This is a genomic window from Cellulomonas denverensis, assembly GCF_012396125.1.
In the GTDB taxonomy this organism is placed as follows: Bacteria; Actinomycetota; Actinomycetes; order Actinomycetales; family Cellulomonadaceae; genus Cellulomonas; species Cellulomonas denverensis.
Window position 1 is genome coordinate 780,039 of record NZ_JAAXOX010000001.1, and the last position, 22,770, is coordinate 802,808.

General features: G+C 73.4%; 22 protein-coding genes. 13 read left to right on the forward strand and 9 right to left on the reverse strand.

The annotated features are described in order from the left end of the window. Nucleotides 1-28: 28 nt before the first annotated feature. From HGA03_RS18700 to serS, 4 genes are read right to left on the reverse strand one after another with little or no spacing between them, the layout of a single operon-like run. The gene (locus HGA03_RS18700) at nucleotides 29-538 is read right to left on the reverse strand and encodes a GNAT family N-acetyltransferase (RefSeq protein ID WP_168628785.1); all 510 of its coding nucleotides are present in this window, start codon (nucleotides 536-538) and stop codon (nucleotides 29-31) included. Next, on the reverse strand, nucleotides 531-806 hold the full coding sequence (locus tag HGA03_RS03555; RefSeq protein ID WP_168628786.1) for a type II toxin-antitoxin system TacA family antitoxin: 276 nt from the start codon (nucleotides 804-806) through the stop codon (nucleotides 531-533). The genes HGA03_RS18700 and HGA03_RS03555 overlap by 8 nt, the downstream gene beginning before the upstream one ends. 37 nt (nucleotides 807-843) lie before the next feature. Further along, nucleotides 844-1,662: an HAD family hydrolase gene (locus HGA03_RS03560; RefSeq protein ID WP_168628787.1), complete on the reverse strand. Its 819-nt coding sequence runs from the start codon at nucleotides 1,660-1,662 to the stop codon at nucleotides 844-846. Beyond that, nucleotides 1,659-2,954 (reverse strand): serine--tRNA ligase, encoded by a 1,296-nt coding sequence (gene serS / locus HGA03_RS03565; RefSeq protein ID WP_168628788.1) that lies wholly within the window; start codon nucleotides 2,952-2,954, stop codon nucleotides 1,659-1,661. Before serS ends, HGA03_RS03560 begins: the two co-directional genes overlap by 4 nt. Before the next feature lie 87 nt (nucleotides 2,955-3,041). On the opposite strand from serS, the gene HGA03_RS03570 reads away from it, so the two are divergent. The 9 genes from HGA03_RS03570 (at nucleotide 3,042) to HGA03_RS03610 (ending at nucleotide 11,267) form a co-directional block, all read left to right on the forward strand. Then, nucleotides 3,042-4,187, forward strand: coding sequence for a diacylglycerol/lipid kinase family protein (locus HGA03_RS03570; RefSeq protein WP_168628789.1), 1,146 nt, complete (start codon nucleotides 3,042-3,044; stop codon nucleotides 4,185-4,187). Nucleotides 4,188-4,428: 241 nt separating this feature from the next. Then, a complete protein-coding gene (locus tag HGA03_RS03575; RefSeq protein WP_168628790.1) occupies nucleotides 4,429-5,427 on the forward strand; it encodes an AAA family ATPase in 999 nt (332 codons plus the stop codon). An 8-nt stretch (nucleotides 5,428-5,435) separates the two neighbouring features. After that, a complete protein-coding gene (locus tag HGA03_RS03580) occupies nucleotides 5,436-6,353 on the forward strand; it encodes a DUF58 domain-containing protein (RefSeq protein ID WP_168628791.1) in 918 nt (305 codons plus the stop codon). Then, nucleotides 6,340-6,837: a hypothetical protein gene (locus tag HGA03_RS03585; protein WP_168628792.1), complete on the forward strand. Its 498-nt coding sequence runs from the start codon at nucleotides 6,340-6,342 to the stop codon at nucleotides 6,835-6,837. The genes HGA03_RS03580 and HGA03_RS03585 overlap by 14 nt, the downstream gene beginning before the upstream one ends. Continuing rightward, nucleotides 6,834-7,853, forward strand: a complete 1,020-nt coding sequence (locus HGA03_RS03590; RefSeq protein WP_168628793.1) for a vWA domain-containing protein — start codon at nucleotides 6,834-6,836, stop codon at nucleotides 7,851-7,853. Before HGA03_RS03585 ends, HGA03_RS03590 begins: the two co-directional genes overlap by 4 nt. Then, on the forward strand, nucleotides 7,850-9,028 hold the full coding sequence (locus tag HGA03_RS03595) for a VWA domain-containing protein (protein ID WP_168628794.1): 1,179 nt from the start codon (nucleotides 7,850-7,852) through the stop codon (nucleotides 9,026-9,028). Before HGA03_RS03590 ends, HGA03_RS03595 begins: the two co-directional genes overlap by 4 nt. Continuing rightward, on the forward strand, nucleotides 9,025-9,921 hold the full coding sequence (locus HGA03_RS03600) for a hypothetical protein (RefSeq protein ID WP_168628795.1): 897 nt from the start codon (nucleotides 9,025-9,027) through the stop codon (nucleotides 9,919-9,921). The genes HGA03_RS03595 and HGA03_RS03600 overlap by 4 nt, the downstream gene beginning before the upstream one ends. Nucleotides 9,922-10,010: 89 nt before the next feature. Next, nucleotides 10,011-10,256, forward strand: a complete 246-nt coding sequence (locus HGA03_RS03605) for a hypothetical protein (RefSeq protein ID WP_168628796.1) — start codon at nucleotides 10,011-10,013, stop codon at nucleotides 10,254-10,256. A gap of 411 nt (nucleotides 10,257-10,667) precedes the next feature. Next, a complete protein-coding gene (locus HGA03_RS03610; protein ID WP_168628797.1) occupies nucleotides 10,668-11,267 on the forward strand; it encodes a hypothetical protein in 600 nt (199 codons plus the stop codon). 37 nt (nucleotides 11,268-11,304) lie between these two features. Here HGA03_RS03610 and pheA read toward each other — a convergent pair whose 3' ends face one another. Then, nucleotides 11,305-12,261: a prephenate dehydratase gene (gene pheA / locus HGA03_RS03615; RefSeq protein ID WP_168628798.1), complete on the reverse strand. Its 957-nt coding sequence runs from the start codon at nucleotides 12,259-12,261 to the stop codon at nucleotides 11,305-11,307. A 121-nt stretch (nucleotides 12,262-12,382) separates the two neighbouring features. Here pheA and HGA03_RS03620 point away from each other — a divergent pair, with 121 nt between their 5' ends. Then, nucleotides 12,383-14,758, forward strand: a complete 2,376-nt coding sequence (locus HGA03_RS03620; protein ID WP_168628799.1) for a hypothetical protein — start codon at nucleotides 12,383-12,385, stop codon at nucleotides 14,756-14,758. Between the two features lie 36 nt (nucleotides 14,759-14,794). Here HGA03_RS03620 and HGA03_RS03625 read toward each other — a convergent pair whose 3' ends face one another. Together HGA03_RS03625 and HGA03_RS03630 are read right to left on the reverse strand one after the other, a co-directional pair. Next, entirely contained in the window at nucleotides 14,795-15,544 is a 750-nt protein-coding gene (locus HGA03_RS03625) for a glycosyltransferase family 2 protein (protein ID WP_168628924.1), read from the reverse strand. Nucleotides 15,545-15,794: 250 nt separating this feature from the next. Further along, on the reverse strand, nucleotides 15,795-16,622 hold the full coding sequence (locus HGA03_RS03630) for a DUF5926 family protein (protein WP_168628800.1): 828 nt from the start codon (nucleotides 16,620-16,622) through the stop codon (nucleotides 15,795-15,797). A 114-nt stretch (nucleotides 16,623-16,736) separates the two neighbouring features. On the opposite strand from HGA03_RS03630, the gene pgm reads away from it, so the two are divergent. Next, entirely contained in the window at nucleotides 16,737-18,410 is a 1,674-nt protein-coding gene (gene pgm / locus HGA03_RS03635) for a phosphoglucomutase (alpha-D-glucose-1,6-bisphosphate-dependent) (protein ID WP_168628801.1), read from the forward strand. 27 nt (nucleotides 18,411-18,437) lie between these two features. On the opposite strand, the gene HGA03_RS03640 is transcribed toward pgm, so the two are convergent. Together HGA03_RS03640 and HGA03_RS03645 are read right to left on the reverse strand one after the other, a co-directional pair. Beyond that, complete coding sequence (locus tag HGA03_RS03640; RefSeq protein ID WP_168628802.1) at nucleotides 18,438-18,974, reverse strand: hypothetical protein; 537 nt, start codon at nucleotides 18,972-18,974, stop codon at nucleotides 18,438-18,440. Between the two features lie 203 nt (nucleotides 18,975-19,177). Next, nucleotides 19,178-20,233 carry a hypothetical protein gene (locus HGA03_RS03645; RefSeq protein WP_168628803.1) on the reverse strand — a complete coding sequence of 352 codons (1,056 nt, stop codon included), beginning with the start codon at nucleotides 20,231-20,233 and terminating at the stop codon, nucleotides 19,178-19,180. A 287-nt stretch (nucleotides 20,234-20,520) separates the two neighbouring features. Here HGA03_RS03645 and HGA03_RS03650 point away from each other — a divergent pair, with 287 nt between their 5' ends. Together HGA03_RS03650 and HGA03_RS03655 are read left to right on the forward strand one after the other, a co-directional pair. Continuing rightward, nucleotides 20,521-21,747: an MFS transporter gene (locus HGA03_RS03650; protein ID WP_239073588.1), complete on the forward strand. Its 1,227-nt coding sequence runs from the start codon at nucleotides 20,521-20,523 to the stop codon at nucleotides 21,745-21,747. A 29-nt stretch (nucleotides 21,748-21,776) separates the two neighbouring features. Then, nucleotides 21,777-22,766, forward strand: a complete 990-nt coding sequence (locus tag HGA03_RS03655; RefSeq protein WP_168628804.1) for a phosphotransferase family protein — start codon at nucleotides 21,777-21,779, stop codon at nucleotides 22,764-22,766. Nucleotides 22,767-22,770 lie beyond the last annotated feature (4 nt).

Sequence of the window (22,770 nt, forward strand, 5' to 3'; positions counted from 1 at the left end):
GGACCTGTCGGTGCGGGATGGGGCCGCATCAGTGCCCCTCGGCATCGAGTGCCGCCTCGATGTCGGCGATCTTCTGGACCAGGCGCAGGCTGCCCGGGACCCGCCGGAACCCCAGCCCTTCGTAGAACCGCGCAACCGGTTCGGCGAGTGCGTCCACGACGACCACCCGCGCGGCGACCGTCCGCGTCGCCGCCACCACGCGTCCCAGTGCGTCGGCGACCAGCACCGCTCCCCACCCCTGCCCGCGCAGATGCTCGGCTAGCGCGAGGCGAGCCAGCAGGACGGCCGGGATCTCAGCCGGGCCGCCGCGCCCGATCCGGGACGGGACCTGCTCCCGGGCGATCTTGTGCGCGGTCAGCGCGTAGTAGCCGACCACCCTTCCGCCGGAGTCCACCCAGACCCACGTCCGGGCGGTCCCTCGGTGGGAACTCACGGCGGCGTGCTCCCGCAGCCAGGCATCCAGTACAGACTCGCCACAACTGAAGCCATCGGCGTCGTGCTGCGCCGGGTCGAAGGGCTGGGACCGGAACTCAGTCACGGACGACGGTCTCGCGCAGACGCGCGGCCGCGCCGGCGAGGCCGGGGTTCACCTGCGAGGGCTGGTCGAACGCGGCGATCAGGTCGTCGAAGAACTCCGCCGGCACGGTCGTGGCCGACTCGTGGGCGCGCAGCACCCGCTCCGCCCGCTCCTCGGCCGCAGTGCGCGCGAACGCAGTGACCGGTTCGCCCGTCAACCGGGCTGCGCGTTCGATCAACGCCCGGTCCTCCGGGGTCACCCGGAACTCCAGGCGAGCGGTTGCAGCCATGCCCTCACCTCCGTCTGTACGGACAAATGTACGGCCGTTAGCCCTCGGCCAGCACCGACCTCAGCACGTCGACCAGCCCGTCGTCCTCGATCGTCCCGGTGACCTCGTCCGCCGCGGCGCGCACGTCGTCCTCGGCGTGGCCCATCGCCACCCCGCGGGCCGCCCAGGCCAGCATCTCCCGGTCGTTCGACCCGTCACCGACCGCGACGGTGGCGAAGGGCTCGACGCCGAGGTCCTGGCGCAGGTCCTCCAGCGCGGAGGCCTTGTTCACCCCGCCCGGGGTCAGGTCGAGCCAGGCGGACCAGCCGACGGCGTAGGACACCCGGTGCAGGCCGACCCGGTGCACCAGCTCGCGGAACTCGTCCGGGGTGCTGCCGGGGTCGCGGACCACCACGCGGGTGGCGGGGCGGGACACCAGCTCGTCGAAGCTGCACACCCGCTGGTCGCCGGTGAGCTCGCCGTCCGGGAACGGCCGGGTGACCTGGAAGCCGCGGCCGACGTCCTCCACCGCGAACAGGGCGTCGGGCAGTTCCATCTGCAGCACCCGCAGTGCGGGCTCGGGGTCGAAGGTGATCTCCCGGACCACCTCGTAGCCGCCGGGCAGTGCGGGGTCGAGCCGGGAGGTGACGGCACCGTTGGAGGAGACCGCCCAGCCGGAGGTGATGCCCAGGTCGAGCGCCACCGGCACCGTGGCCCGCACGCCGCGGCCGGTGGCCAGCACCACGTGCGCACCGCCGGCCTGCAGGGCGTCCACCGCCTCGCGCACCGCGTCGGAGATCACCCCGTCGTAGGTCATCAGGGTGCCGTCGACGTCCAGGGCGATCAGGGTCCCGGCCACGGTGCGCGGGTGGGTCATCGCGATGCTCCTCCGGTGGGTTCGAGCAGCTCCAGGCCGCCCAGGTAGGGGCGCAGGCCCTCGGGGACCCGCACCGAGCCGTCGGCCTGCTGGTGGTTCTCCAGGATGGCGACGATCCAGCGGGTGGTGGCCAGGGTGCCGTTCAGGGTGGCGACCGGGCGGACCTCGCCGTCGGCGGTGCGCTCACGGACGCCGAGGCGGCGGGCCTGGAAGGTGGTGCAGTTGGAGGTGCTGGTCAGCTCGAGGTACCGCTTCTGGCTGGGCAGCCACGCCTCGCAGTCGAACTTGCGGGCGGCGCTCGACCCCAGGTCGCCGGCGGCGGTGTCGATCACCCGGTAGGGCAGGTCGACCAGGGCGAGCATCTGCTCCTCCCAGCCGAGGATGCGCTGGTGCTCGTCGGCGGCGTCCTCGACGGTGGTGTAGCTGAACGCCTCGACCTTGTGGAACTGGTGCACCCGGATGATGCCGCGGGTGTCCTTGCCGTAGGAACCGGCCTCCCGGCGGTAGCAGGCCGACCAGCCGGCGTAGCGCTTGGGCCCGGCGGACAGGTCGAGGATCTCCCCCGAGTGGTAGCCCGCGAGCGCCACCTCGCTGGTGCCGACCAGGTAGAGGTCGTCGGCCTCCAGCCGGTAGATCTCGTCCGCGTGCGCGCCGAGGAACCCGGTGCCGGCCATGATCTCCGGCTTGACCAGGGTCGGGGTGATCACCGGGGTGAAACCGGCGGCCAGCGCGCGATCCACCGCCGCGTTCAGCAGCGCGAGCTCCAGCCGGGCACCGATCCCGGTGAGGTAGTAGAACCGGGCACCGGAGACCTTGGCGCCGCGCTCGGTGTCGATCGCGGCCAGGCCCTCGCCCAGTTCCAGGTGGTCGCGGACCCGGAAGTCGCTGCCGTACTCGGCGGCGAAGTCGCGCGGGGTGCCCTCGTGCCGCAGCACCACGTAGTCGTCCTCGCCGCCGGCCGGCACGCCCTCGGCCACGATGTTGCCGATCCGGCGGGACAGCTCGGTGGCCTCCGCCTCGGCCGCGTCGGCATCCGACTGCAGCGCCTTGACCTGCTCGGCCAGGGACTTGGCCCGGGCCAGCAACTGCTGCTTCTCCTCGCCCTGGGCGGAGGCGACCTGCTTGCCGAGGGCCTTCTGCTCGGCGCGCCGGTTCTCGAAGTCGGTCAGGGCGGCACGACGACGGGCGTCCGCGTCCAGCACCTGATCGACCAGCCCGGGATCGTCGCCGCGGGCCACCTGGCTCGCACGGACGAGGTCGGGGTCCTGGCGCAGCAGCTTGAGATCGATCACCCGTCGATCCTACTGACGCACCGGCCCGCACCACCCGTTGTCCACAGGCGCCGGGCGGAAGTCGGTGGAAGTGCGTACATTCGGGCCATGACCTGGGAGGGATGGCTGGCCGTCGCCGCACTCATCGTGGCGGTCGCCGCCCTGGCGCTGGCACTGACCACCCGCCGATCGGCGCTGCCGGCCCGCGCGCCGTTCCGCGCCACCGTGGAGTCGCCGGCCGCCGCAGCGGACCAGGAGCCGTCCCGGCCGCTGGTCGCCTTCGTGGCCAACCCGTCCAAGACCGGCGTCGCGGACCTGCGCCCGGAACTGCGCCGGCTGTGCTCGCAGCAGTACCTGCCCGAGCCGCTCTGGCTGGAGACCACCCCGGAGGACCCGGGCATCGGCCAGGCCAAGCAGGCGATCGAGCGGGGCGCCGACCTGGTGGTGGCGCTCGGCGGCGACGGCACCGTCCGCGCGGTCGCCGAGGGCCTGGTCGGCACCGGCGTCCCGATGGGCCTAGTCCCGGTCGGCACCGGCAACCTGCTGGCCCGCAACCTGGACATCCCGATCGGCGACCCGCTGGCGGCGTTCCAGCTCGCCCTGGACGGGGTGGACCGCACCATCGACGTCGGCTGGCTGCGGGTGCTGAAGTTCGAGTCGAACGTCTCCGACGACATCGCCGAGGCCGCCGACGACCTGCCGGACGATGCCGACGTGCCGCGCGACCACATCTTCCTGGTGATCGCCGGGGTGGGCTTCGACGCGGCGATGGTGGCCGACGCCGACGACGACCTCAAGGCGAAGGTCGGCTGGATCGCCTACTTCGTCGCCGGGATCAAGCACCTGCACGGCCGCCGGCTGCGCACCACGGTCACCCTGGACGACCGCACCGAGGAGCCCGCCCGGGTCCGCAGCCTGCTGATCGGCAACTGTGGCCGGCTGCCCGGCGGCATCACCCTGCTGCCGGACGCCGAACTCGACGACGGCTGGCTGGACATCGCCGCGATCGACACCCGGGGCGGGGTGGCCGGCTGGGCCCAGCTGTTCGGCGAGGTCGTGCTGCAGGGCGTCGGCGTCACCCCGCAGCTGCCGGCCAAGATCGGCCGGATCGACCACGCCCGCGCCCGCACGGTGCACGTCACGGTCGCCGGCGGCGAGTACGTCCAGGTCGACGGGGACGTGATCGGCCAGGTCACCGAGCTGTCCGCCCGGGTCGACCCCGGGGCCTTGGTGGTCCGGGTCGGGGCGCGCTGACCGCTCGCACGGCCCCCACCGGCGCCCCACCGGCTACTCAGCCCGCCCCGTGGCAGCACGGTGCCGCCGTGCGCGACCACCCCGAGGCGCCGTCCGCCGGGTCACCCTGACCGTCGCACCAGTACCCCTCCGCGGGGCGGATTCCACCCATCCGGGCCACCCACCGCCCACGCGACCGTCACCGCGGCACGACATACTGGCCCGCGGCGACGCACCGAGCACGCACACAGGAAGGCCACCCATGACGGACGGCGACACCCGGATCAGCGAGCGGGAACTGCAGCATGCCCAGGTGCTGGTGGGGCAGATCGGCAGCTTCTTCGACCAGCGGGTCGTCGGGCAGCGCAACCTGCGCACCGCCCTGTTGTGCACGGTGATGGCCGGTGGGCACATCCTGCTGGAGTCGGTGCCGGGCCTGGCCAAGACCACCGCCGCCCAGGCGCTCGCCGCGTCGATCTCGGGGAGTTTCCACCGGATCCAGTGCACGCCCGACCTGATGCCGAACGACATCGTCGGCACCCAGATCCTGAACTACGCCACCGGCACGTTCAGCACCCAGCTCGGCCCGGTGCACGCGAACGTGGTCCTGCTGGACGAGATCAACCGGTCCAGCGCCAAGACCCAGTCCGCGATGCTGGAGGCGATGCAGGAGCGGCAGACCTCGATCGGCGGCGAGGTGCACCCGCTGCCCACGCCGTTCGTGGTGCTGGCGACCCAGAACCCCATCGAGGAGGAGGGCACCTACGTGCTGCCCGAGGCCCAGATGGACCGGTTCCTGCTCAAGGAGGTGCTGGACTACCCGGCACCGCCGGAGGAGATCGAGGTGCTCGGCCGGATCTCCTCGGGGGCACAGACCGCGCCGATGACCGGGAACCCGGTCGCGCTGGACGACGTGCGCTTCCTGCAGGACCTGACCCGCCGGGTGTACGTGGACGACGCGATCCGGCGCTACATCGTCGCCCTGGTCGCGACCACCCGCGGCGGTGGCCCGGCACCGATCCCCGGCCTGCAGCGGCATGTCCGGGTGGGCGCGAGCCCGCGTGGCTCGATCGCCCTGATGCAGATCGCCCAGTCGCTGGCGGTGCTGGCCGGCCGGGCCTACGTGATCCCGGAGGACGTCAAGGCGTTGCGGCACTCGGTGTTGCGGCACCGGCTGGTCCGCACCCTGGACGCCCTGGTGGACGGCGTCACGTCGGAGAGCCTGATCGACGCCGTGTTCGCCGCGGTGCCCACTCCCTGAGGGCGGAGATGACCGAGCAGGCGGGGTCGTCGCTGGATGCGACGGCCGCACGGGTGGAGCAGGCCAGGGCCGTCCTGGCACTGCCCACGTTGCGGCGTGCCACCAGCCTGCGCGACGGCCTGCACTCCTCGACGCTGCAGGGCCACGGCCAGGACTTCGACGACCTGGCGCTGTACACCCCGGGCGACGACGTCGGGGACATCGACTGGAAGTCCTCGGCGCGGACCGGTGTGCCGGTGATCAAGCGGTTCCAGCGGGATGCGGCCGCCCCGGTGCTGCTGGTGGTGGACTCCGGCCGGACGATGGCCGCCACCGCCGCCTCCGGGGAGACCAAGACCGACATCGCCCGGCAGCTCGCCGCGATCGTCGGCACCCTGGCCCTGGACCGCGGCGACCCGGTCGGCCTGATCGCCGGAGACGCCGAGCGCCTGGTCCGGGTCCCCCCGCGCAGCGGCCGGGCGAATCTGGAGCTCATGCTGCGCCGGGTGGACGAGGTGCTGACCACCGAGGGCCCGGCGCCGGACTTCACCCGGGTGCTGAACCGGGTGCGGGCACTGAGCCGGACCCCGGCGCTGGTGGTGCTGGTCACCGACGCCGCCTCGCTCACCCCGGCCCAGGCCCCGGCGATCACCCGCCTGCTGGGTGGCAAGCACCGGGTGATCGCGCTGGTGGTCGCCGACGCGGATCCGCTGGACCCGCAGAGCGCGCCCTCCCGCGATGTGCTGGACGGCTGGCCGGTGCCCGGCGTGCTGCGCGGCAACCGCAAGGTCCGCGAGGCCCTGGCCCGGCACCGGGCCGAGCAGACCCTGCTGCGGGACGGGATGCTGCGCCGGCTGGGCGTTCCCCAGGCGACCGTCGCGTCCTCCGAGCACGCGATCACGGCCCTGGCCGCGGCGCTGGATCGGAGGCGACGTGGGACCCGCTGATCTGGTCGAGCCGCGGGCGTACGGCGCGGGCTGGATGTGGCTCGCGATCGGCCTGCTGGTGCTGGTGATCGCCTGGCTGGTCGCCGCCTGGCGGCTGGGCCGGCGCCGGTCGGACGGACGCCCGGAGCAGCCGGTGTCGGACGACCCGCTGGCCGGCGGCACCCCTGCCGACCCATACGCCGGCGCCCGGGCACGGCGGCTGGCCGACCTGGACGAGATCGGGACCCGGCTGGCCGCCGACCAGGTCGAGCCCCGGGTCGCCGCACTGGAGGTGGCCGCCGTGCTGCGGGAGTTCGCCACGGTCCGCCGCGGGGTGAAGGCCGAACCGCTGACCGCGACCGAGCTGCGACGACTGGGCTGGACCGGCGGCACCGGTGAACTGGTCGCCGCCCTGCTGGACCCGGCGTTCTCCGCCCCCGGTGCCACCCCGGCCTCGGCACGGCAGGCGATCGGCCGCGCACGGGAGGTGATCAGCCGATGGTGACCTCCGGACTCGTCTGGCCCTGGGCGCTGGCGATCGTCGCCGTGCTCGCGCTCGCCGTGGGCGGGATCGCGTGGCTGCGACGGAGCCGGCGCCGGGCCGGCCGGACCCGCTGGGTGGCGGCCACCGCCGACCTGGACGCGATCCCCGCCGTGCGCTCGGTGCTGCGCCGCTACCAGTGGCTGCGCGCCGCCGGTGCCGCGCTGCTGGCGCTGAGCCTGGCCTGCGCCGCGGTGCTGATCGCCCGGCCGATGCACCAGCAGACCATCTCCGAGCGACTCGGCACCCGGGACATCGTGCTCTGCCTGGACGTGTCCGGGTCGATGGTCGACTACGACGCCGCCGTGCTGGACACCTTCACCCAGCTGATCGAGAACTTCCGCGGCGAGCGGGTCGGGCTGTCGATCTTCAACTCCACCAGCCGGACGGTCTTCCCGCTCACCGACGACTACCCGATCGCCCTGGACGAGATCGAGAAGGGCGCCGAGGTGTTGGACGGGGTGTCCGGCTGGTACTCGGCGGATCAACTGTCCGCCTACGAGCGCTGGACCGCCGGGACGATCAACCTGGGCGAGGGCCAGTCCTCCCTGATCGGCGACGGGCTGGCGTCCTGCGGCCTGCTGTTCGACCAGGAGGATGACACCCGGTCCCGCTCGATCATCCTGGTCACCGACAACGAGCTGATGGGCGACCCGGTCTACACCCTGTCCCAGGCGATCGACCTGACCACCGAGCGCGACGTCACCCTATTCGGCCTGTACGGCGGACCGGCGGCGCTGCGCGGCAGTGCGCTGGAGATCGAGTTCACCTCGCTGATCACCGAGGCCGGCGGGCACACCTGGTTCGCCGACGACGCCGAGGCGGTGGACGGCATCATGGACGAGGTGGTCAGCCAGCAGACCGCCGTGCTGGAGACCGACCCGGAGATCCGGATCACCGACACCCCGCGGAACTGGTTCCTCGGCCTGGTGTTCGCGCTGGCCGCGTTCTGGGTGCTGCAGTGGCGGGTGAGGTCATGACCCTGCGCCCGCTGATCCCGCTCGCCCTGCTGCTCGTCCTGCTGCTGCCGATGCTCGGCTTCTGCGTCTGGCAGGCCGTCGCCCAGCGCCGTGCCGTGGCCGGCGAGCGGTCCGGTCGTGGTCTGGCCACCGGCGGGACCGGGCACTGGGTGCTGCGTGCGGTCGCGGTGCTGGCGCTGGCCGTGATCGGCGCCGGGCCGTCGGTGAGCCGGCCGAGCAGCCAGGAGGTCGGCGTGGGCGTCGACGTGTTCCTGGTGGTGGACCGCACCGGGTCGATGGCCGCCGAGGACTATGTGGACGGCAGCACCCGGCTGTCCGGGGTGAAGCAGGACCTGCCCGCCCTGGTCGCCGCCGTGCCGGGTGCCCGGTACTCCATCCTGTCCTGGGACTCCACCGCGAGCCGCCAGCTCCCGCTGAGCAGCGACGGCCACGCGGTCACCAGCTGGGCGGACACCCTGCGCCAGGAGCCCACCGCCCAGTCCCGGGGGTCGAATGTCGGCCGCCCGGTGGACCTGCTGGCCGAGGCGCTGCAGAACGCGGCCGAGGCCCAGCCGAACCACGTCCGGCTGGTGTTCTTCCTCTCCGACGGCGAGTCCACCGACGATGAGGAGGTGCCGTCCTACGAGTCGATGGCCGACCTGGTCGACGGTGGCGCGGTCCTGGGCTACGGCACCTCCGAGGGCGGCCGGATGCTGAAGGACGACGGCAGCGGGTACATCACTGACGCCGCCGGCCAGGAGGCGGTGTCCATCCTCGACGAGGCCGCGTTGCAGGCGGTGGCCGACCAGCTCGGCATCCCCTACGTGCACCGGGTCGGCCCGGACGAAGCCCAGCTGACCGGCCTGGTCGGCGACGTGCAGGCCGAGAGCGAACTGCGCGCGGAGGGCCGCCAGATCCTGATCTGGAACCCGGTGGTCTGGCCCGCTGCCATCGCCTTGGCACTCATCCTGCTGGTCGAGGCCTGGCTGCTGGTGCGAGGCTGGGTGCCGCTGCGCCGCGGGACCCGCAGCACCGGATCCAGCTCCGCACCGCACTCCGCCACCGAACCGGCCGCACCGTCCGCACCGGCCACCGCGACCACCCCGGTGTCGTCCTGGGCACCCACCCCGGCGCCGGAGCCCGTCACCTCGCCCGGACCGGGCACCGCACCGACGCCCGCGAAGGAGGACCGATGAGCCGCCTGCGCCGCCGCTCCCGTCCGGAGGGCAGCCCCCGCCGCACCCGCCGACCGCTGCTGCCCCCGCGCGAGCGCCGCCCGGCCCGCTGGGGCCTGATCGGCTGGTCCGCCTTCCTCTGGGTGCCCGCGCTGGCCGTCGCCGGCGTGCTGCTCGGTATGACCCTGTCCGCCCAGGCCGCGGTCTCCGCCTACCGCGACCAGGACGAGGGCCGCGGCGCGACCACCTTCGCCTGGCTGGGCCAGTGGGCCCCGATGGAACAGTGGAAGGCACCCTTCGACGAGGGCACCGCCCGGATGGCCGACGGACAGTCGCCCCGCCTGGCACTGTTCTCCCTGGACCGCGCGCTGCGCCTGGTCCCGGAGGACGCCCGCTGCGACGTGCAGACCAACCGTGCGGTGGTCCTGTCCGCGGTGGCCGACGGGTCGATGGCCGAGGCCGCCGACCACGTGCGCTGGATCACCGAACTGTCCCGGCTCCGCGGCGCCGGGGAGCCGGTGCCGGAGGACGCGGAGTGGGGCGACCGCACCCTGGCCGAACTGGTCGACGCCGGCCAGCGGCTGACCGAGAGCGCCCAGGCCGACTACCTGGCCGCCGCCGAGGCGCTGATGGACCCCGCCTGCGAGGACCAGCGTTCCGACGAGGAGCAGCAGCAGGCCGAGGACCAGGCCCAGCAGCTGGAGGAGCAGGCCGGCGAGGCGGGCGAGATGGGCGACCAGATGAACCCCAACTCCGGCGAGGGCGAGGGCGGCGAGGGCGGCCCGACCCCCGAGGAGCAGGAGCAGCAGCGCCAGCAGGAGCTGCAGGAGCGCAACGGGGGCGGCGACGGCGGCGGCTCCGATCCGGAGGGCGAGGACGAGGGCAGCGGCGGCGGGGTCGAGCGGCCGTGGTGAGCGCCCTGCGGTAACCCCCCTTCCACCGAGCCGGGGGCGCCTCCTAGCGTGGGCGGCACACCCGGTCCGCCCGCGACGGAAGGCTCCTCATGACGACGGTCCTGACCTGGATCCGCACCCCGGCCAGACTGTTCTGGGCCGGGGTGACGCTCTGCGCGGTCGTCCTGGCCGCCAATGCCGCGCTCACGGCCGTCCTACTCGACGGCCAGGTCCCGACTCCCCAGATGGCGATGTCCGTCGTCAACGGCCTGGTCACCCTGTGCACTGTGCTCGGTCCGGCGATGATCGTGGGCGCGCTGGCGGTCGAACTCGTCCGCCGGTCACCCGTGGACTAGAACGCCTCCCCCGAGCGCACCGCCTCCACCAGGCCGCGCTACATTGCTCATGGAACTCAGCCCACAACCGGCGCAGGCCGCGCCGAGCCGACCCAGGGAATGCGTGCAACTGCCGATGACCGCCCATCTCGTTCCCTTTCTGGGTTTCGCCTTCGCCGTGGCAGCCGCTATCCGCGGTTGGTATCCGAGCAAGAGGTCAGACCTGATCGCCGGCGTTGTCTCTCTGGCGGTCGGAACACTAGGGATGGCCCTGAGTGAGGACCCCGTGGTCCGGGTTGGATTCCCCCTGATCGGCGTGTCGTACGCGCTCTGGTGCGTGCAGTCCTCCGCGCGCTGGCACCAGCAGACGTCGAGGCGCCCCAAGCCGCCGCGGGCATGACGTCATCTCGTGACGTGTCAGGGGGGGTTGAGATGAACACGGGCTTCACCGTCTGGGCGAGAGTCCTGGGTGTGATCGCGGTAGTCGTGGGGAGCCTGACGGCGGTGGTCGTCTTCGTGAGCGGGTTCACCAGGCCGACCGCGACGGTCGTGGTCGCCCTCAGCGATCCGGCGATCTCCCTCTCAGACGACCGCGTCGGGGACGTGTCGTCGGTCGGAGCAACGGCAAAGTTCTTCTTCAACGACATGCAGGGCGGGGGGCGTGCCGCCAACCACCTCAGCCTCGTCGCGCTGTGCCTTGTCCTGGCGGCGATCGGGTTCGCCCTCGCCGGTCAGGCCCGTGCCGGCGCCCCTCACGGGTCCCTGTGGCTCCTGACCCACACGAGATACTCGACGGCGTTGGGCTGGAGCGTCGTGGCTCTGGGCGTCGTGCCCGGGTTCGCCGCCGACGCGGCTGCCAACGCGGTGCTCGCTGCTGCGGGGTCGCCCCCTGGCCTGTCCGCCGTGGGCGGTGTCGACCCGACCTGGGTGATCATCGGCGTCGGGTATCTCCTCGGCGTCCGGGCGGTGTCCCGAGGCCGTTCGGGCGCCTTCGGGCCACACGAACCGCGCGGGGTCCGAGCGCGTCGCTGACCCGGCATCCGCACCTGGTTCTCCGGTCACTCCCGGGCTAGAACGCCTCCCCCGAGCGCACCGCCTCCACCCAGGCCAGCGCCCGCTGGTACTCCGCGTCCCCGGTGCCGCGCCGCACGTCGGTGGCCTTGCCGTCCGCCTTCGGGTACGACCCCAGGTAACGCACCTGCGGGCAGGTCCGGTGCAGGCCCATCAGCGCCTCGCCGACCCGGGGTTCGGCGATGTGTCCCTCGATGTCGATCGAGAACGAGTACCGGCCGAGCGCGTCGCCGATCGGACGGGACTCGATCCGGGACATGTTCACCCCGCGGGTGCCGAGTTGCTCCAGCATCGACAGCAGGGCACCGGCCTCGTTGCTGGGCAGGTGGACGACCAGCGTGGTCTTGTCCGCACCGGTGGGCGGCGGGACCTGGCCCGGGCGACCGACCAGGACGAACCGGGTGACCGCCTCGGTGTTGTCCGCGACCTGGTCGGCGAGCACCCGCAGGCCGTAGTGGGTGACGGCCGGCGGCGGGACCAGCGCGGCGTCGAAGCCCAGCTCCTGTGCCGGTTCCGCAGCCAGCAGCGCGGCCGGGGCAGTGTTGGAGCTGGCCGGGACGTGGGTGGCCTGCGGCAGGTGGGCGGCCAACCAGCGGCGGCACTGGACCCAGGCGTGCGGGTGGGCACTGATCCGCCGGACGTCGGCGAGTTCGACTCCCGGGCGTCCGACCAGCGCGAAGTCCACCGGCACCAGGATCTCGCGCTGCAACACCAGCGGGCTGCCGACCGCCAGCGCGTCCAGGGTGGCGGTGACCCCGCCCTCGCCGGTGCTCTCGATCGCCACCACCGCGTGCTCGGCCCGGCCCTCCCGCACCGCCTCGATCGCGGAGGTGACATCGGTCTGCGGCAGGTACTCGGCCTCGGTGTCGGAGACGACCTGGCGCAGCGCGGCCTCGGTGAACGTCCCGGCGGGGCCGAGGTAGGCGTACCGGGGACGGGCGGCGGGCGCGGTCATCACGGGCTCCTGTGGTCGAGCGTGTGCGGGCGGTGAGCGCCCTGTGGCCTGGGCGTGCACATGCCGTCCACACCGCCGCCGGGCGACCGTGCCGAGCGTAGTGCGCCCGTAGGCTGGAGCGGTGCCGACGTCCATCCCGCCCGCCGCCATGCCCCGCCGCATCCGGACCCTGCTGTCCGCCGCGCTGGCGCTGCTGGTGCTGCTGACCGGGGTCGGGCTGGCCGCCCCCGCCGGTGCCGCCGAGGAGGACACCGACGCCCCGGTGGTGCTGATCGGTGTCACCGGCCTGCGCTGGGACGACATCGGCTCGCTGACCACCCCGGCGCTCTGGTCGTTGTCCCGGGAGGGCTCGGTCGGCACCAGCGTGGTCCGGTCCAAGCGCTCCTTCACCTGTCCGTCCGCGGGCTGGTTGGCGGTCTCCTCCGGTGGCCGCTCCGACGATCTCACCGTGGCGGACGGCACCTGCCGCACCCTGCGCGACCCACTGCCGGACGGCGACGTGCCCGGGTGGGACGACTACCTGACCGCGACCAAGGCCTCCGGCTACGACTCCCGGCTCGGCCTGCTCGGCGACACGGTGGCCGCCGCGGGCCTGTCCGCCACCGGCATCGGGCCCGGCGCCGCGATCGCGCTGGCCGACACCGAGGGCCGGCCGGTCGGCACCCACATCCGCCGCCCCGCCACCGCCGAGGAGCTGCAGGACGAGGTCGAGGCCGCGATGGCCGGCTCCCAGCTGCTGGTGGTGGACGCCGGCACCGTGCGCGACCCCGGCTACCAGACCCGGGGCCGCTCGGGCGTGGACGGCGAACCGGCCGAGGACGAGGGCACCACGCCGGACGTCTCGGGCACCGACGTGGTGATCGAGCCGACCCGGGCCGAGCAGGTGCAGGCGATCGACGCGCAGATCGCCGCCGTGCTGGAGGGCATCGACCGGGCCGGCACCGACGCGACCGTCTACCTGGTCTCGCTCGCCGACTCCTCCCGGCGACCGCACCTACAACTGGCCGCGGCGACCGGACCGGCGATCGGCGGCGGCGAGTACACCGGCGGGATGCTGCGCTCCGGATCCACCCGGCAGGACGGCTACCTCCAGGTCACCGACGTCACCCCGACGCTGCTCACCGCGCTCGGCATCCGGGACCAGGCGCCCAGCGGCGCGATGGTCGGCAGCGTGATCTCCCAGCGGATCGACGACGACACCGCCACCGCCCGGGTCGCCTACCTGATCGACCAGAACCGGCACGCGCAGGCCGCCAAGCCACTGGTCAGCACCTTCTACGTGATCTGGGTGGCGATGAATCTGGCGCTGTACGCGCTGGTCACCGTCGGTCTGAACAGCCGGGTCCGGCAGTGGTTCGTCCGGTTGCTCGATCGGTGGCGGCCGAACCGGGTGCGCGGCCGGACGCGCGTCACCCCGCAGCGGGTGCTGCGCGGGCTGCGGATCGCCGCCGTCGTGGTCGCCGCGGTGCCGGTGTCCACCTTCCTGGCGAACCTGCTGCCCTGGTGGCGGGCCACCTCCGCCGGCTGGGCGCTCGCCGGAGTGGTCGCGCTGTTCTCGCTGGCGATCGCCCTGGTCGCCCTGCTCCCGCCGTGGCGCAGCAGCTTCCTCGGCCCGCTCGGCACGGTCGCCGGGATCACCGCCCTGGTGCTGACCTGGGACGTGGCCACCGGCGCACGGCTGGCCTTGGATTCGATGATGGGCCCGAGCTCCCTGGTCGCCGGCCGGTTCTACGGCTTCGGCAACCCGGCGTTCGCGCTGTTCGCCACCGCGATGGTGCTGGTCGCCCTCGCCCTGGCCAACCCGCTGGTTCGACGGGGCCGGCGCTGGGCCGCCGCCGGGGTGGTCGCCGTGGTCGGGATCGTCGCCACCGTGGTGGACGGCATGCCCTCGATCGGCGCGGACTTCGGCGGACCGCCGGCCCTGGTGCCGGGCTTCGCGATCATGGCGCTGCTGGTCGCCGGGATCAAGCTCAACTGGCGCCGGGTGCTCGGGGTGCTGCTGGCCGGCGCGGTCGTGGTGATCGGCCTGGCCCTGATCGACTACGCGCGCCCGGCGGACGACCGCACCCACCTGGGCCGGTTCATCGAGACCGTGCTGGACGGCGGGCTGTGGACCGTGCTGCTGCGCAAGGGCCAGGCCAATCTGGGCATCCTGTTCGGCAGCGAGCAGACCCTGCTGGCGATCGGCGGCGTGCTGCTGGTGGTCCTGCTGCTCGGCCGCCCGGCCCGCAACGCGGTCGGCGCCCCCGACGGCGGGCCCTACGCCTGGCTGTCCGCCGGTGCCCCGCTGCGCCGGCTGTCCACCGATGCCCCGGTGCTGATGCCCGGGCTGATCGGGCTCAGCGTGACCCTGTTCCTGGGCTTTGCGCTGAACGACTCGGGGGTGGTCGTGCCGGCCACCGGGATCGGGCTGGCGGTGCCGCTGCTGGTGGCGGCCAGTGCGACCTGGATGCTGACGCTGCAGCCGAAGGGCACGGTCGCCGCGGACCGGTCCTGAGTACCGGCCCGGCCTCGCCGGTCGACAGCGAAGCCGTCAGGCCTGGCGGGCCTTGCCGCCCCGGCCGACCGCGCGCACCCGGCGCGCGGCCACGGCGAGCTGCACGTCCCGGTACTGCGCCGCGCGGTGCAGCTGACCGCGCAGGTCGGTGCCGGACGGTCGGTGCCGCAGATCGCAGGGCACCTCGACCGCGACGAACCCCTTGCGCAGCAGGTCGATGGTCATGCCGGTCTCCACCCCCCAGCCACGGGCCAGCGGGGTGGCGGCCTCGAAGGCCTCCCGGGTCAGGCAGCGCATCCCGGACAGCGGCTGGGTCGGCGTCCACCCGGTCAGCGACTGGATCGCCCGGCGGGCGGCGCCCACCACGATCCCGCGGCCACCGGCGCCCGGCTGCGGCGGGAGCAGGGCGATCGACAGGTCGGCGGTGCCCTCCAGGACCGGCGGGACCAGCGGGGCGGTGTTGACCGCGGTGTCGCCCAGGTCGCCGTCGATGAACAACAGCAGGCGGGGCGGACGGTCCGGGGCGTCGCGCATCGCGACCACGGCGGCGCCGGTCTCCATCGCGGCGGCCTTGCCCCGGTTGTGCGAGTGCCGGACGACCACCGCGCCGGCCTCCCGGGCCACGTGCTGGGTGTTGTCCTCGGAGCCGTCGTCGACGACCAGCACCAGGTCGACGTGCGGGATGGCGCGGGCGGAGCGGACGGTGGCGGCGATCCGGCGCGACTCGTCCTTGGCCGGGATCACCACGGCGACCCGCTGGCGGCTGCGACCGGTCCGGGGTGCCACGGCGGCAGCCGGCTCGGCGGACTGGCCGCGGCGGCGCTTGCCGGTGCGGGGGGCGGATCCGGGCACGCCGTCGTCGTCCTGCTCCGCCACCGGGTCGGATCCGGTCCGCTGCTCAGCCTCGCCCGTCACGGACTCAGCCTAGCGATCCGCCGAGGTCCGGGGCCTCGTCACACGCGGGACCGGACCGGTTCCTTCACGACGACGCCGCGACCCCCGGAGGTGGGGGCCGCGGCGTGACGGGGCGCGGGGCTCAGCGCAGCGTCACCTGGCGGGCGACGATGCCGGCCCGGGCGCGGCGCTCGTTGGCGTCCAGCGGCTCGGTGTTCTCCAGCGCGGCGGTGAAGGACGGGGCGAACTCCCGCAGGGCGGCCTCGATGTCCTCCGCCTCGGAGCCGCGGGCCAGCTCCCAGACCGGGACGACCAGGCCGGTGGACCGGAAGTAGCCGATGAACTTGGAGCCGTCGAAGCCGGACGCGCGCTTGGCGTGCAGCCGGGCCAGGGCGTCCAGCACCTGCTGCTCCTCGTGCGGCTGCGCCCAGCGCAGGAACTCCTTGGCGCCCATCCGCACCCAGTAGGCGGCCTCGACGCCGGGCAGCTTCTTGGTGTCGATGATGCCGGCGTCCGCCTCCTCCACCGCGTGCTTCAGGTCGTCGGTCATCTCGGTGTCCGGGGCGATCCAGTAGCCGAAGGTGTCCAGCACGGTCACCTCGAACGGCACGGTCGGGTCCAGCACGTCCTGCAGCCGGGGGCCGGGCTCGGGCAGGCCGACGGTCTCGATCGCGGTGCCGGGCTCGGAGTCGAGCGCCTCCAGCAGCGCGGCGGCCAGGTCACGGCTGGGGTCGCCGGAACCACCGACGGTCTGCAGCGCGAGCAGCACCACCCCGTCGGCCCGGTGCAGGGCGGCCCAGCCGTCCGGCAGCACGGTGGTGACGGTGATGTCCCGCGCGCCGTGGTCGGCGGTGGTCCGGGCGGTGGCGGTGGCGGCGGGCACCAGTTCGCGCAGGGCGACCCAGTCCGGCTCGCCGGGGAGGCCCTCGAAGGGGCGCAGCACGAAGTCGATGGAGGATGCGGTGGCCATGCGGGCCAGATTACCGGGGCGGTCGGCTGTCCACAGGCGCGGTCGTACTCAGGTCGTCCCCAGATGGACCTTCCGCCCTGCTCGGAGCGCGTTCGAGTGGCAGGATCACCGGGTATGGACCCCCGCGCCGGAACTCCCGCCCAGCCTGCCGACCTGATCGACGTCGACGCCCTGCTGTCGGCCTACTACGACCGGCGGCCCGACCTCGACGACCCGGCACAGCGGGTGGTCTTCGGCACCAGTGGCCACCGCGGATCGTCGCTGGACGGCGCCTTCAACGAGGCGCACATCATCGCGATCACCGCCGCGATCGTGGAGTACCGCCGCGGGCAGGGCACCGACGGGCCGCTGTTCATCGGCCGCGACACCCACGGGCTGTCCGAGCCCGCCTGGCGCACCGCGCTGGAGGTGCTGGCCGCCGCCGGGGTGGAGGTCCGGATCGACGCCCGGGACTCCTGGACCCCGACCCCCGCCGTGTCGCACGCGATCCTGCTGCACAACGGCGCCGCCACCGCCGAGGGCGTGCGCGCCACCGGCCCCGGGCTCGCGGACGGCATCGTGGTCACGCCCTCGCACAACCCGCCGCGGGACGGCGGCTTCAAGTACAACCCGCCGCACGGCGGTCCGGCCGGTTCCGAGGCGACCGGGTGGATCGCGGACCGGGCGAACCAGATCCTGGCCGAGGGGGTGGACCGGGTGCCGCGGGTGCAGATCGACGCCGCGCTGGCCGCCGACACCACCCGCCGGCACGACTTCCTGGGTGCCTACGTCGACGACCTGTCCTCTGTGATCGACCTGGACGCGATCCGCTCCGCCGGGATCCGGATCGGCGCCGACCCGCTCGGTGGCGCGTCGGTGGAGTACTGGGCGGCGGTCGCCGAGCGCTACGGCCTGGACCTGACCGTGGTGAACCCGCAGGTCGACCCGCGCTGGTCCTTCATGACCCTGGACTGGGATGGCAAGATCCGGATGGACTGCTCCTCCCCCTCCGCGATGGCCTCGCTGGTCAAGGCGATGGACGGGGACGCGCCCTACGACATCGCCACCGGCAACGACGCCGACTCCGACCGGCACGGCATCGTCACCCCGGACGCCGGGCTGATGAACCCCAACCACTACCTCGCGGTGGCGATCCGGTACCTGTTCTCCGGCGCACGCCCGGGCTGGCCGGACAGCGCCGCGGTCGGCAAGACCCTGGTGTCCTCCTCGCTGATCGACCGGGTGGTGCGCAGCACCGGGCGGTCGCTGCTGGAGGTCCCGGTCGGCTTCAAGTGGTTCGTGCCCGGCCTGCTCGACGGGTCGGTGGGCTTCGGCGGCGAGGAGTCCGCAGGGGCGTCGCTGCTGCGGACCGACGGCTCGGTGTGGACCACGGACAAGGACGGCATCATCCTGGCGCTGCTCGCCTCGGAGATCCTGGCGACCACCGGGCGCAGCCCGTCCGCCCACCACGCGGAACTGGTCGGCGAGTTCGGCGAGTCCTGGTACGCCCGGGTCGACGCCCCGGCCACCCTGGAGCAGAAGGCCGCACTGGCCAAGCTGTCCCCGGAGCAGGTCACCGCCACCACACTCGCCGGGGAGCAGATCACCGCCAAGCTCACCGAGGCCCCGGGCAACGGTGCGGCGATCGGCGGGCTCAAGGTCACCACGGAGAACGCCTGGTTCGCGGCCCGGCCGTCCGGGACCGAGAACGTGTACAAGATCTACGCCGAGTCCTTCGTCGGGCCGGATCACCTGGCGCAGGTGCAGGAGGCGGCGCGCTCGGTGGTGGGGGACGCGCTCGGCGGCTGAGGCTGCGCGGGTGAGGTGTGCGCTGGGCTAGGGCCAGGCGCTGTCGCGGCGACGACGGTCGGCATCGACTCGGGCCTGCCATCGCAGTGCCACCGCCGCGATCACCCGCACCACCAGCACCATGGCGGTGAAGCAGACCAGCGCCTTGTCGATGTAGGCCCCCGCGATGCCACCGGCCCAGGCCTCGAAGTCCGCGAGTTCCCCCGGCCGGATCAGCTCCCGGCGCCCGGCGACCGCCTCCGCGACCAACCGCTCGATGAGCCGAGCGCGGACCGGACCCGCGAGGACGGCGGCCGACCCCGCACAGATCGGCACGAGCACCGCCGCGGCGAGCCATGGCGCCCACCCACGGGCCAGCGCTCTCCTGCGCAGCCACAGGGCGAACTCCAGCGGGAGAGTGACACACAGAACGACAGGCCCGAGCGGGTAGCTGTCGAGATGGGGCCTGTGGCGCGTCGGGCTGAGTGGAGGCAACAGCGAGTGCCTGACCTCGGTGCCCTCGGGGAAACTCACCGCGAGAGAGGCAGCGGCGATGACACCGAAGATGACGAGCAGCAGGAGCACCCGGTAGCGGCGCTCCGCTCGAGCGCGGGAGGAACGCCGCGAACCGCTCGCACCGAGCCCGCACCACAGACACGGCCCGTCGTTGCGGTCCAACGACCACCGGCCACACCGCGGGCATGCCCCGGAGCGACCGGGTGCTGCGCTGGTCGGCATCTCCGCCCGCCCTCAGCGGATCCTGTGCGGTGTGGCCGTGTCGCAGCGCGTCACCCGCCCATCAGGTATCGCCACAGCCGCTCCGAGTACCGCCCCTGGTTGCTCGCGATCATCGCGGCGTAGTTCGCCTGCTGCGCAAGGGTCCGGGTGCCGAAGTACGCCATGTTCGCCAGCTGCACAGCGCCCGTCGCGAGCCACCCGATCGGCCCGGAGCCGACCGCTGCCGCACCCACCCCAGCAGCGAACAGGCCGACAGTGTCCTGGACGACCTGCTTGTTGAGCGACTCAACGGAGAGCGACCCATCGACCAGGTTCTCCACCACACGTTCCGGGCTGTCCGAAGTCGATCCGAGGTAGCGACTCCACGAGTTGATCGTCCCCTTCACATCCTCCACACCCGTCGCCCCATCGAGCGCCGCCGACGTGACGGTGATGAGGTTCACCGCCTCGAACACCGGATGCGTGACCGCACCCTTGAGGTCGATCAGTGCGTTGGCTGCCTGCTTCAGCGCGTCCGCGTGCTCCAGTGTGGAGCTGGTCGACAGGAATCGGTCGTAGACCAGCCGGTCGTCGTCGGTGATCCACGCCGACAGGTACTGGTAGTCGTTCGAGGCGTCCGCCAGGCCCGGCAGCAGGCCACGTGGGACGTCGACGTAGTGCGACAGGTACATGTAGACGATCTCGTCATTGAGCGACCTGGCCTGGCGGTCTCGGGCGGAGTTGACCTCGGCGATGTAGCCGGCGTAGGCCAGTCGTGCGGCGGTGAGCTGCTCCTCCTCGCTCGACCTCGACGCCGTCGGCGCGGCCGCCGTCCGCGGTGCGACGTCACGGTCCGCCCCCTGGTCCTCGAGCCAGGTGTCCAGGCCGGCGGCGACCTGCTGGTAGAAGTCGTCATCGCGCTCGGGCAGCTCCAGGTCCGCGGCAGTCAGCCCGATCCGGTCGAGCGCCTCATTCGCCTCCCAGGCGGCGGTGATGATCTCCGCTGCGAGGCCGTAGTCGATCCGGTCGGTGGCCGCCGTGGCGGCGGTGGCGCTCGGCAGCCCAGTGGCTCCGAGCGCGGTGACCAGGCCCAGGACGAGCCCGGCCCGTCGTGTGGTCGTGAGCATGTCGTTCCCCCTTGTCGTCAGCCGTGCCCCCTGCGGGCCGGCGGCCGGTCGTCAGGACCGGCGGCTTCACGCTAGGGACGGCCGGCACCGGCGAAGGAGCCCACCTCCGCAGAAGTACGGAGCCCACGTCGCGGGATGACGGACACCGGGGCGAGGCCACGCTGGAACGCGCCGGGCGGGCCGGTTCGCGCGCGGGCGCCGAGTCGAGCGAGGGAGGCGCGTGGCGGCGACGACCGCGCCCCCGAAACGATTCGGCCGGTGTCGGCGCCGTACCCCAGACTGGGACCGTGGGTCCCTATCGCGTCGTCCTGTCCCGTCCTGGCGCACTGAACTTCTCCGCCGCCGGGCTGGTGGCGCGACTGCCGATGTCCATGGTCGGCATCGGCATCGTGCTGATGATCCGGGCGCTGTACGGCTCCTACTCGCTGGCGGGCGGCGTCTCGGCGGTGTACGTGCTGGCCCAGGCGGTGTGCTCGCCGCAGATCGCCCGGTTCGTCGACCTGCACGGCCAGGCCCGGATCATGCGGCCGGCGGTCGCGATCTCGGCCACCGGCCTGATCGCGCTGATCCTCTCCGCACTGGCCGGGGCACCGTCGTGGATCCTGTTCGTCTTCGCGGTGATCGTCGGCGCCACCATCGGGTCCTTCGGAGCGCTGGTCCGGGCCCGCTGGTCGCACCTGGTGCAGGACGGCCGCGAGCTGCACACCGCCTACTCCCTGGAGTCCGCCGCCGACGAGCTGGTGTTCGTGGTCGGGCCGGTGCTCGCCACCACCCTGGCCACCAGCGTCGCGCCGGCCGCCGGACTGGTGGTGCCGGTGATCGGCATGGTGGTCGGCGGCTACTGGTTCCTGTCCCAGCGCGGCACCGAACCGCCCGCCACCCCGCGACCGACCGGCGCCGACGCCGCGCCCCGCCGCTCCGTGATGCGCAACCCCGGCATGATCGTGCTCGCGATCGTCTTCATCGCGATCGGCTCGATCTTCGGCGCCACCGACGTCTCCACCGTCGCCTTCGCCACCGAGCACGGCCGGGAGGGACTGGCCGGCGTGCTGCTGGCCATCTTCGCCTGCGGGTCGCTGATCTCCGGCCTGCTGTACGGCGCCCGGCACTGGGCCAGCCCGCTGTGGATCCGGTTCGCGATCGGCACCGTCGCCCTGGTGCTCGGCACCGCACTGTTCGTGCTCGCGCACACCATGGTGGCGCTGGCCGTGGTCATGTTCGTCACCGGGTTCTCGATCGCCCCCACCCTGGTGAACGGCAACGCCCTGGTGCAGAGCTTCGTGCCGCGGGCCCGGCTCACCGAGGGCCTGACCTGGGTCGGCACCTCGCTCGGGGTCGGGGTGTCCGCGGGGTCGGCGATCGCCGGTCCGGTGATCGACGCGCACGGGTCCCACGGCGGGTACCTGGTGGTGCTCGGCTCCGGGGTGCTGGCCGTGGTCGCGGTGCTGGCCGCCCTGCGCACGCTGCGCGCCGGCGCCACCCCGATGGAGACCGGGACCGTCGCCCCGCACTGACCCTGCGCCGGGCCGATACCGTGACCGGCGTGCCCGACGACCTGCGCACCCCACCGATCGACGCCGACACCCGCACCGGCCTGCTGCGCGCCCTGGAGCCGCTCGGACCGGTGACCGGGCTGACCCAGCTCGCCGGTGGCATGTTCGCCACCAGCGTCCGGGTCGACCTGGCCGATGGCCGACGGGTGGTCGCCAAGACCGCCCCCGCGCAGGAGGACAGCCTGCTGCGCTACGAGCACGATCTGATCCGCACCGAGGCATTGGTGTACGCCGAGGCGGTCGACGACCCGGCCCTGCTGATGCCCCGCCCGCTGCTCACCGACTTCAGCCGGGAGCACCTGCCCGGTGATCTGGTGGTGGCGACCTGGGCCGAGGGGGTGCGCGCCGACTCCGAGCCCGACCTGGCCCGGGCGACCGCGGCGGTCCGCAACCCCGGGGTCGGCCGGCTGATGGCCGCTCTGCACCGGCACACCGGCGAGTACCACGGCTACCCCTCCGGGCCCGACTCCCTGCGCGGCGACACCTGGCCGGACACCCTGACCGCGATGATCGAGGCCGTGCTCGCCGACGCCGCCGACTGGTCGGTGCCGGTCCCCGCCGACCGGGTGCGCGCCGCCCTCGCCCGGTACCGGGAGGACCTGGCCACCGTCGAGCGCCCCGCGCTGGTGCACGCCGACCTGTGGCCGGGCAACCAGTTCATCGACCCACACACCGGCGCGCTGACCGCCGTGATCGACCCGGAGCGGGCGTTCTGGGGCGACCCGCTGTTCGACCTGATCGGCTGCGACCCGTTCCGGCCCGACGTCGACCCGAACCTGGCCGCCGGGTACCGGGAGGCCGGCGGCGACCTGCCGCTCGACCGGCCCGAGATCCGGCGCCGACTGGCGTTCTGCCGGGTCTACCTGGCGCTGATCATGCGGGTCGAGGTGCGGCCGCGCCGGTACCAGGGCGACTGGCTGCCGGGGTACCTGGTGCAGATCGAGGACATGCTGAGGGCAGGGCTCGACGACCTGGACTGAACCC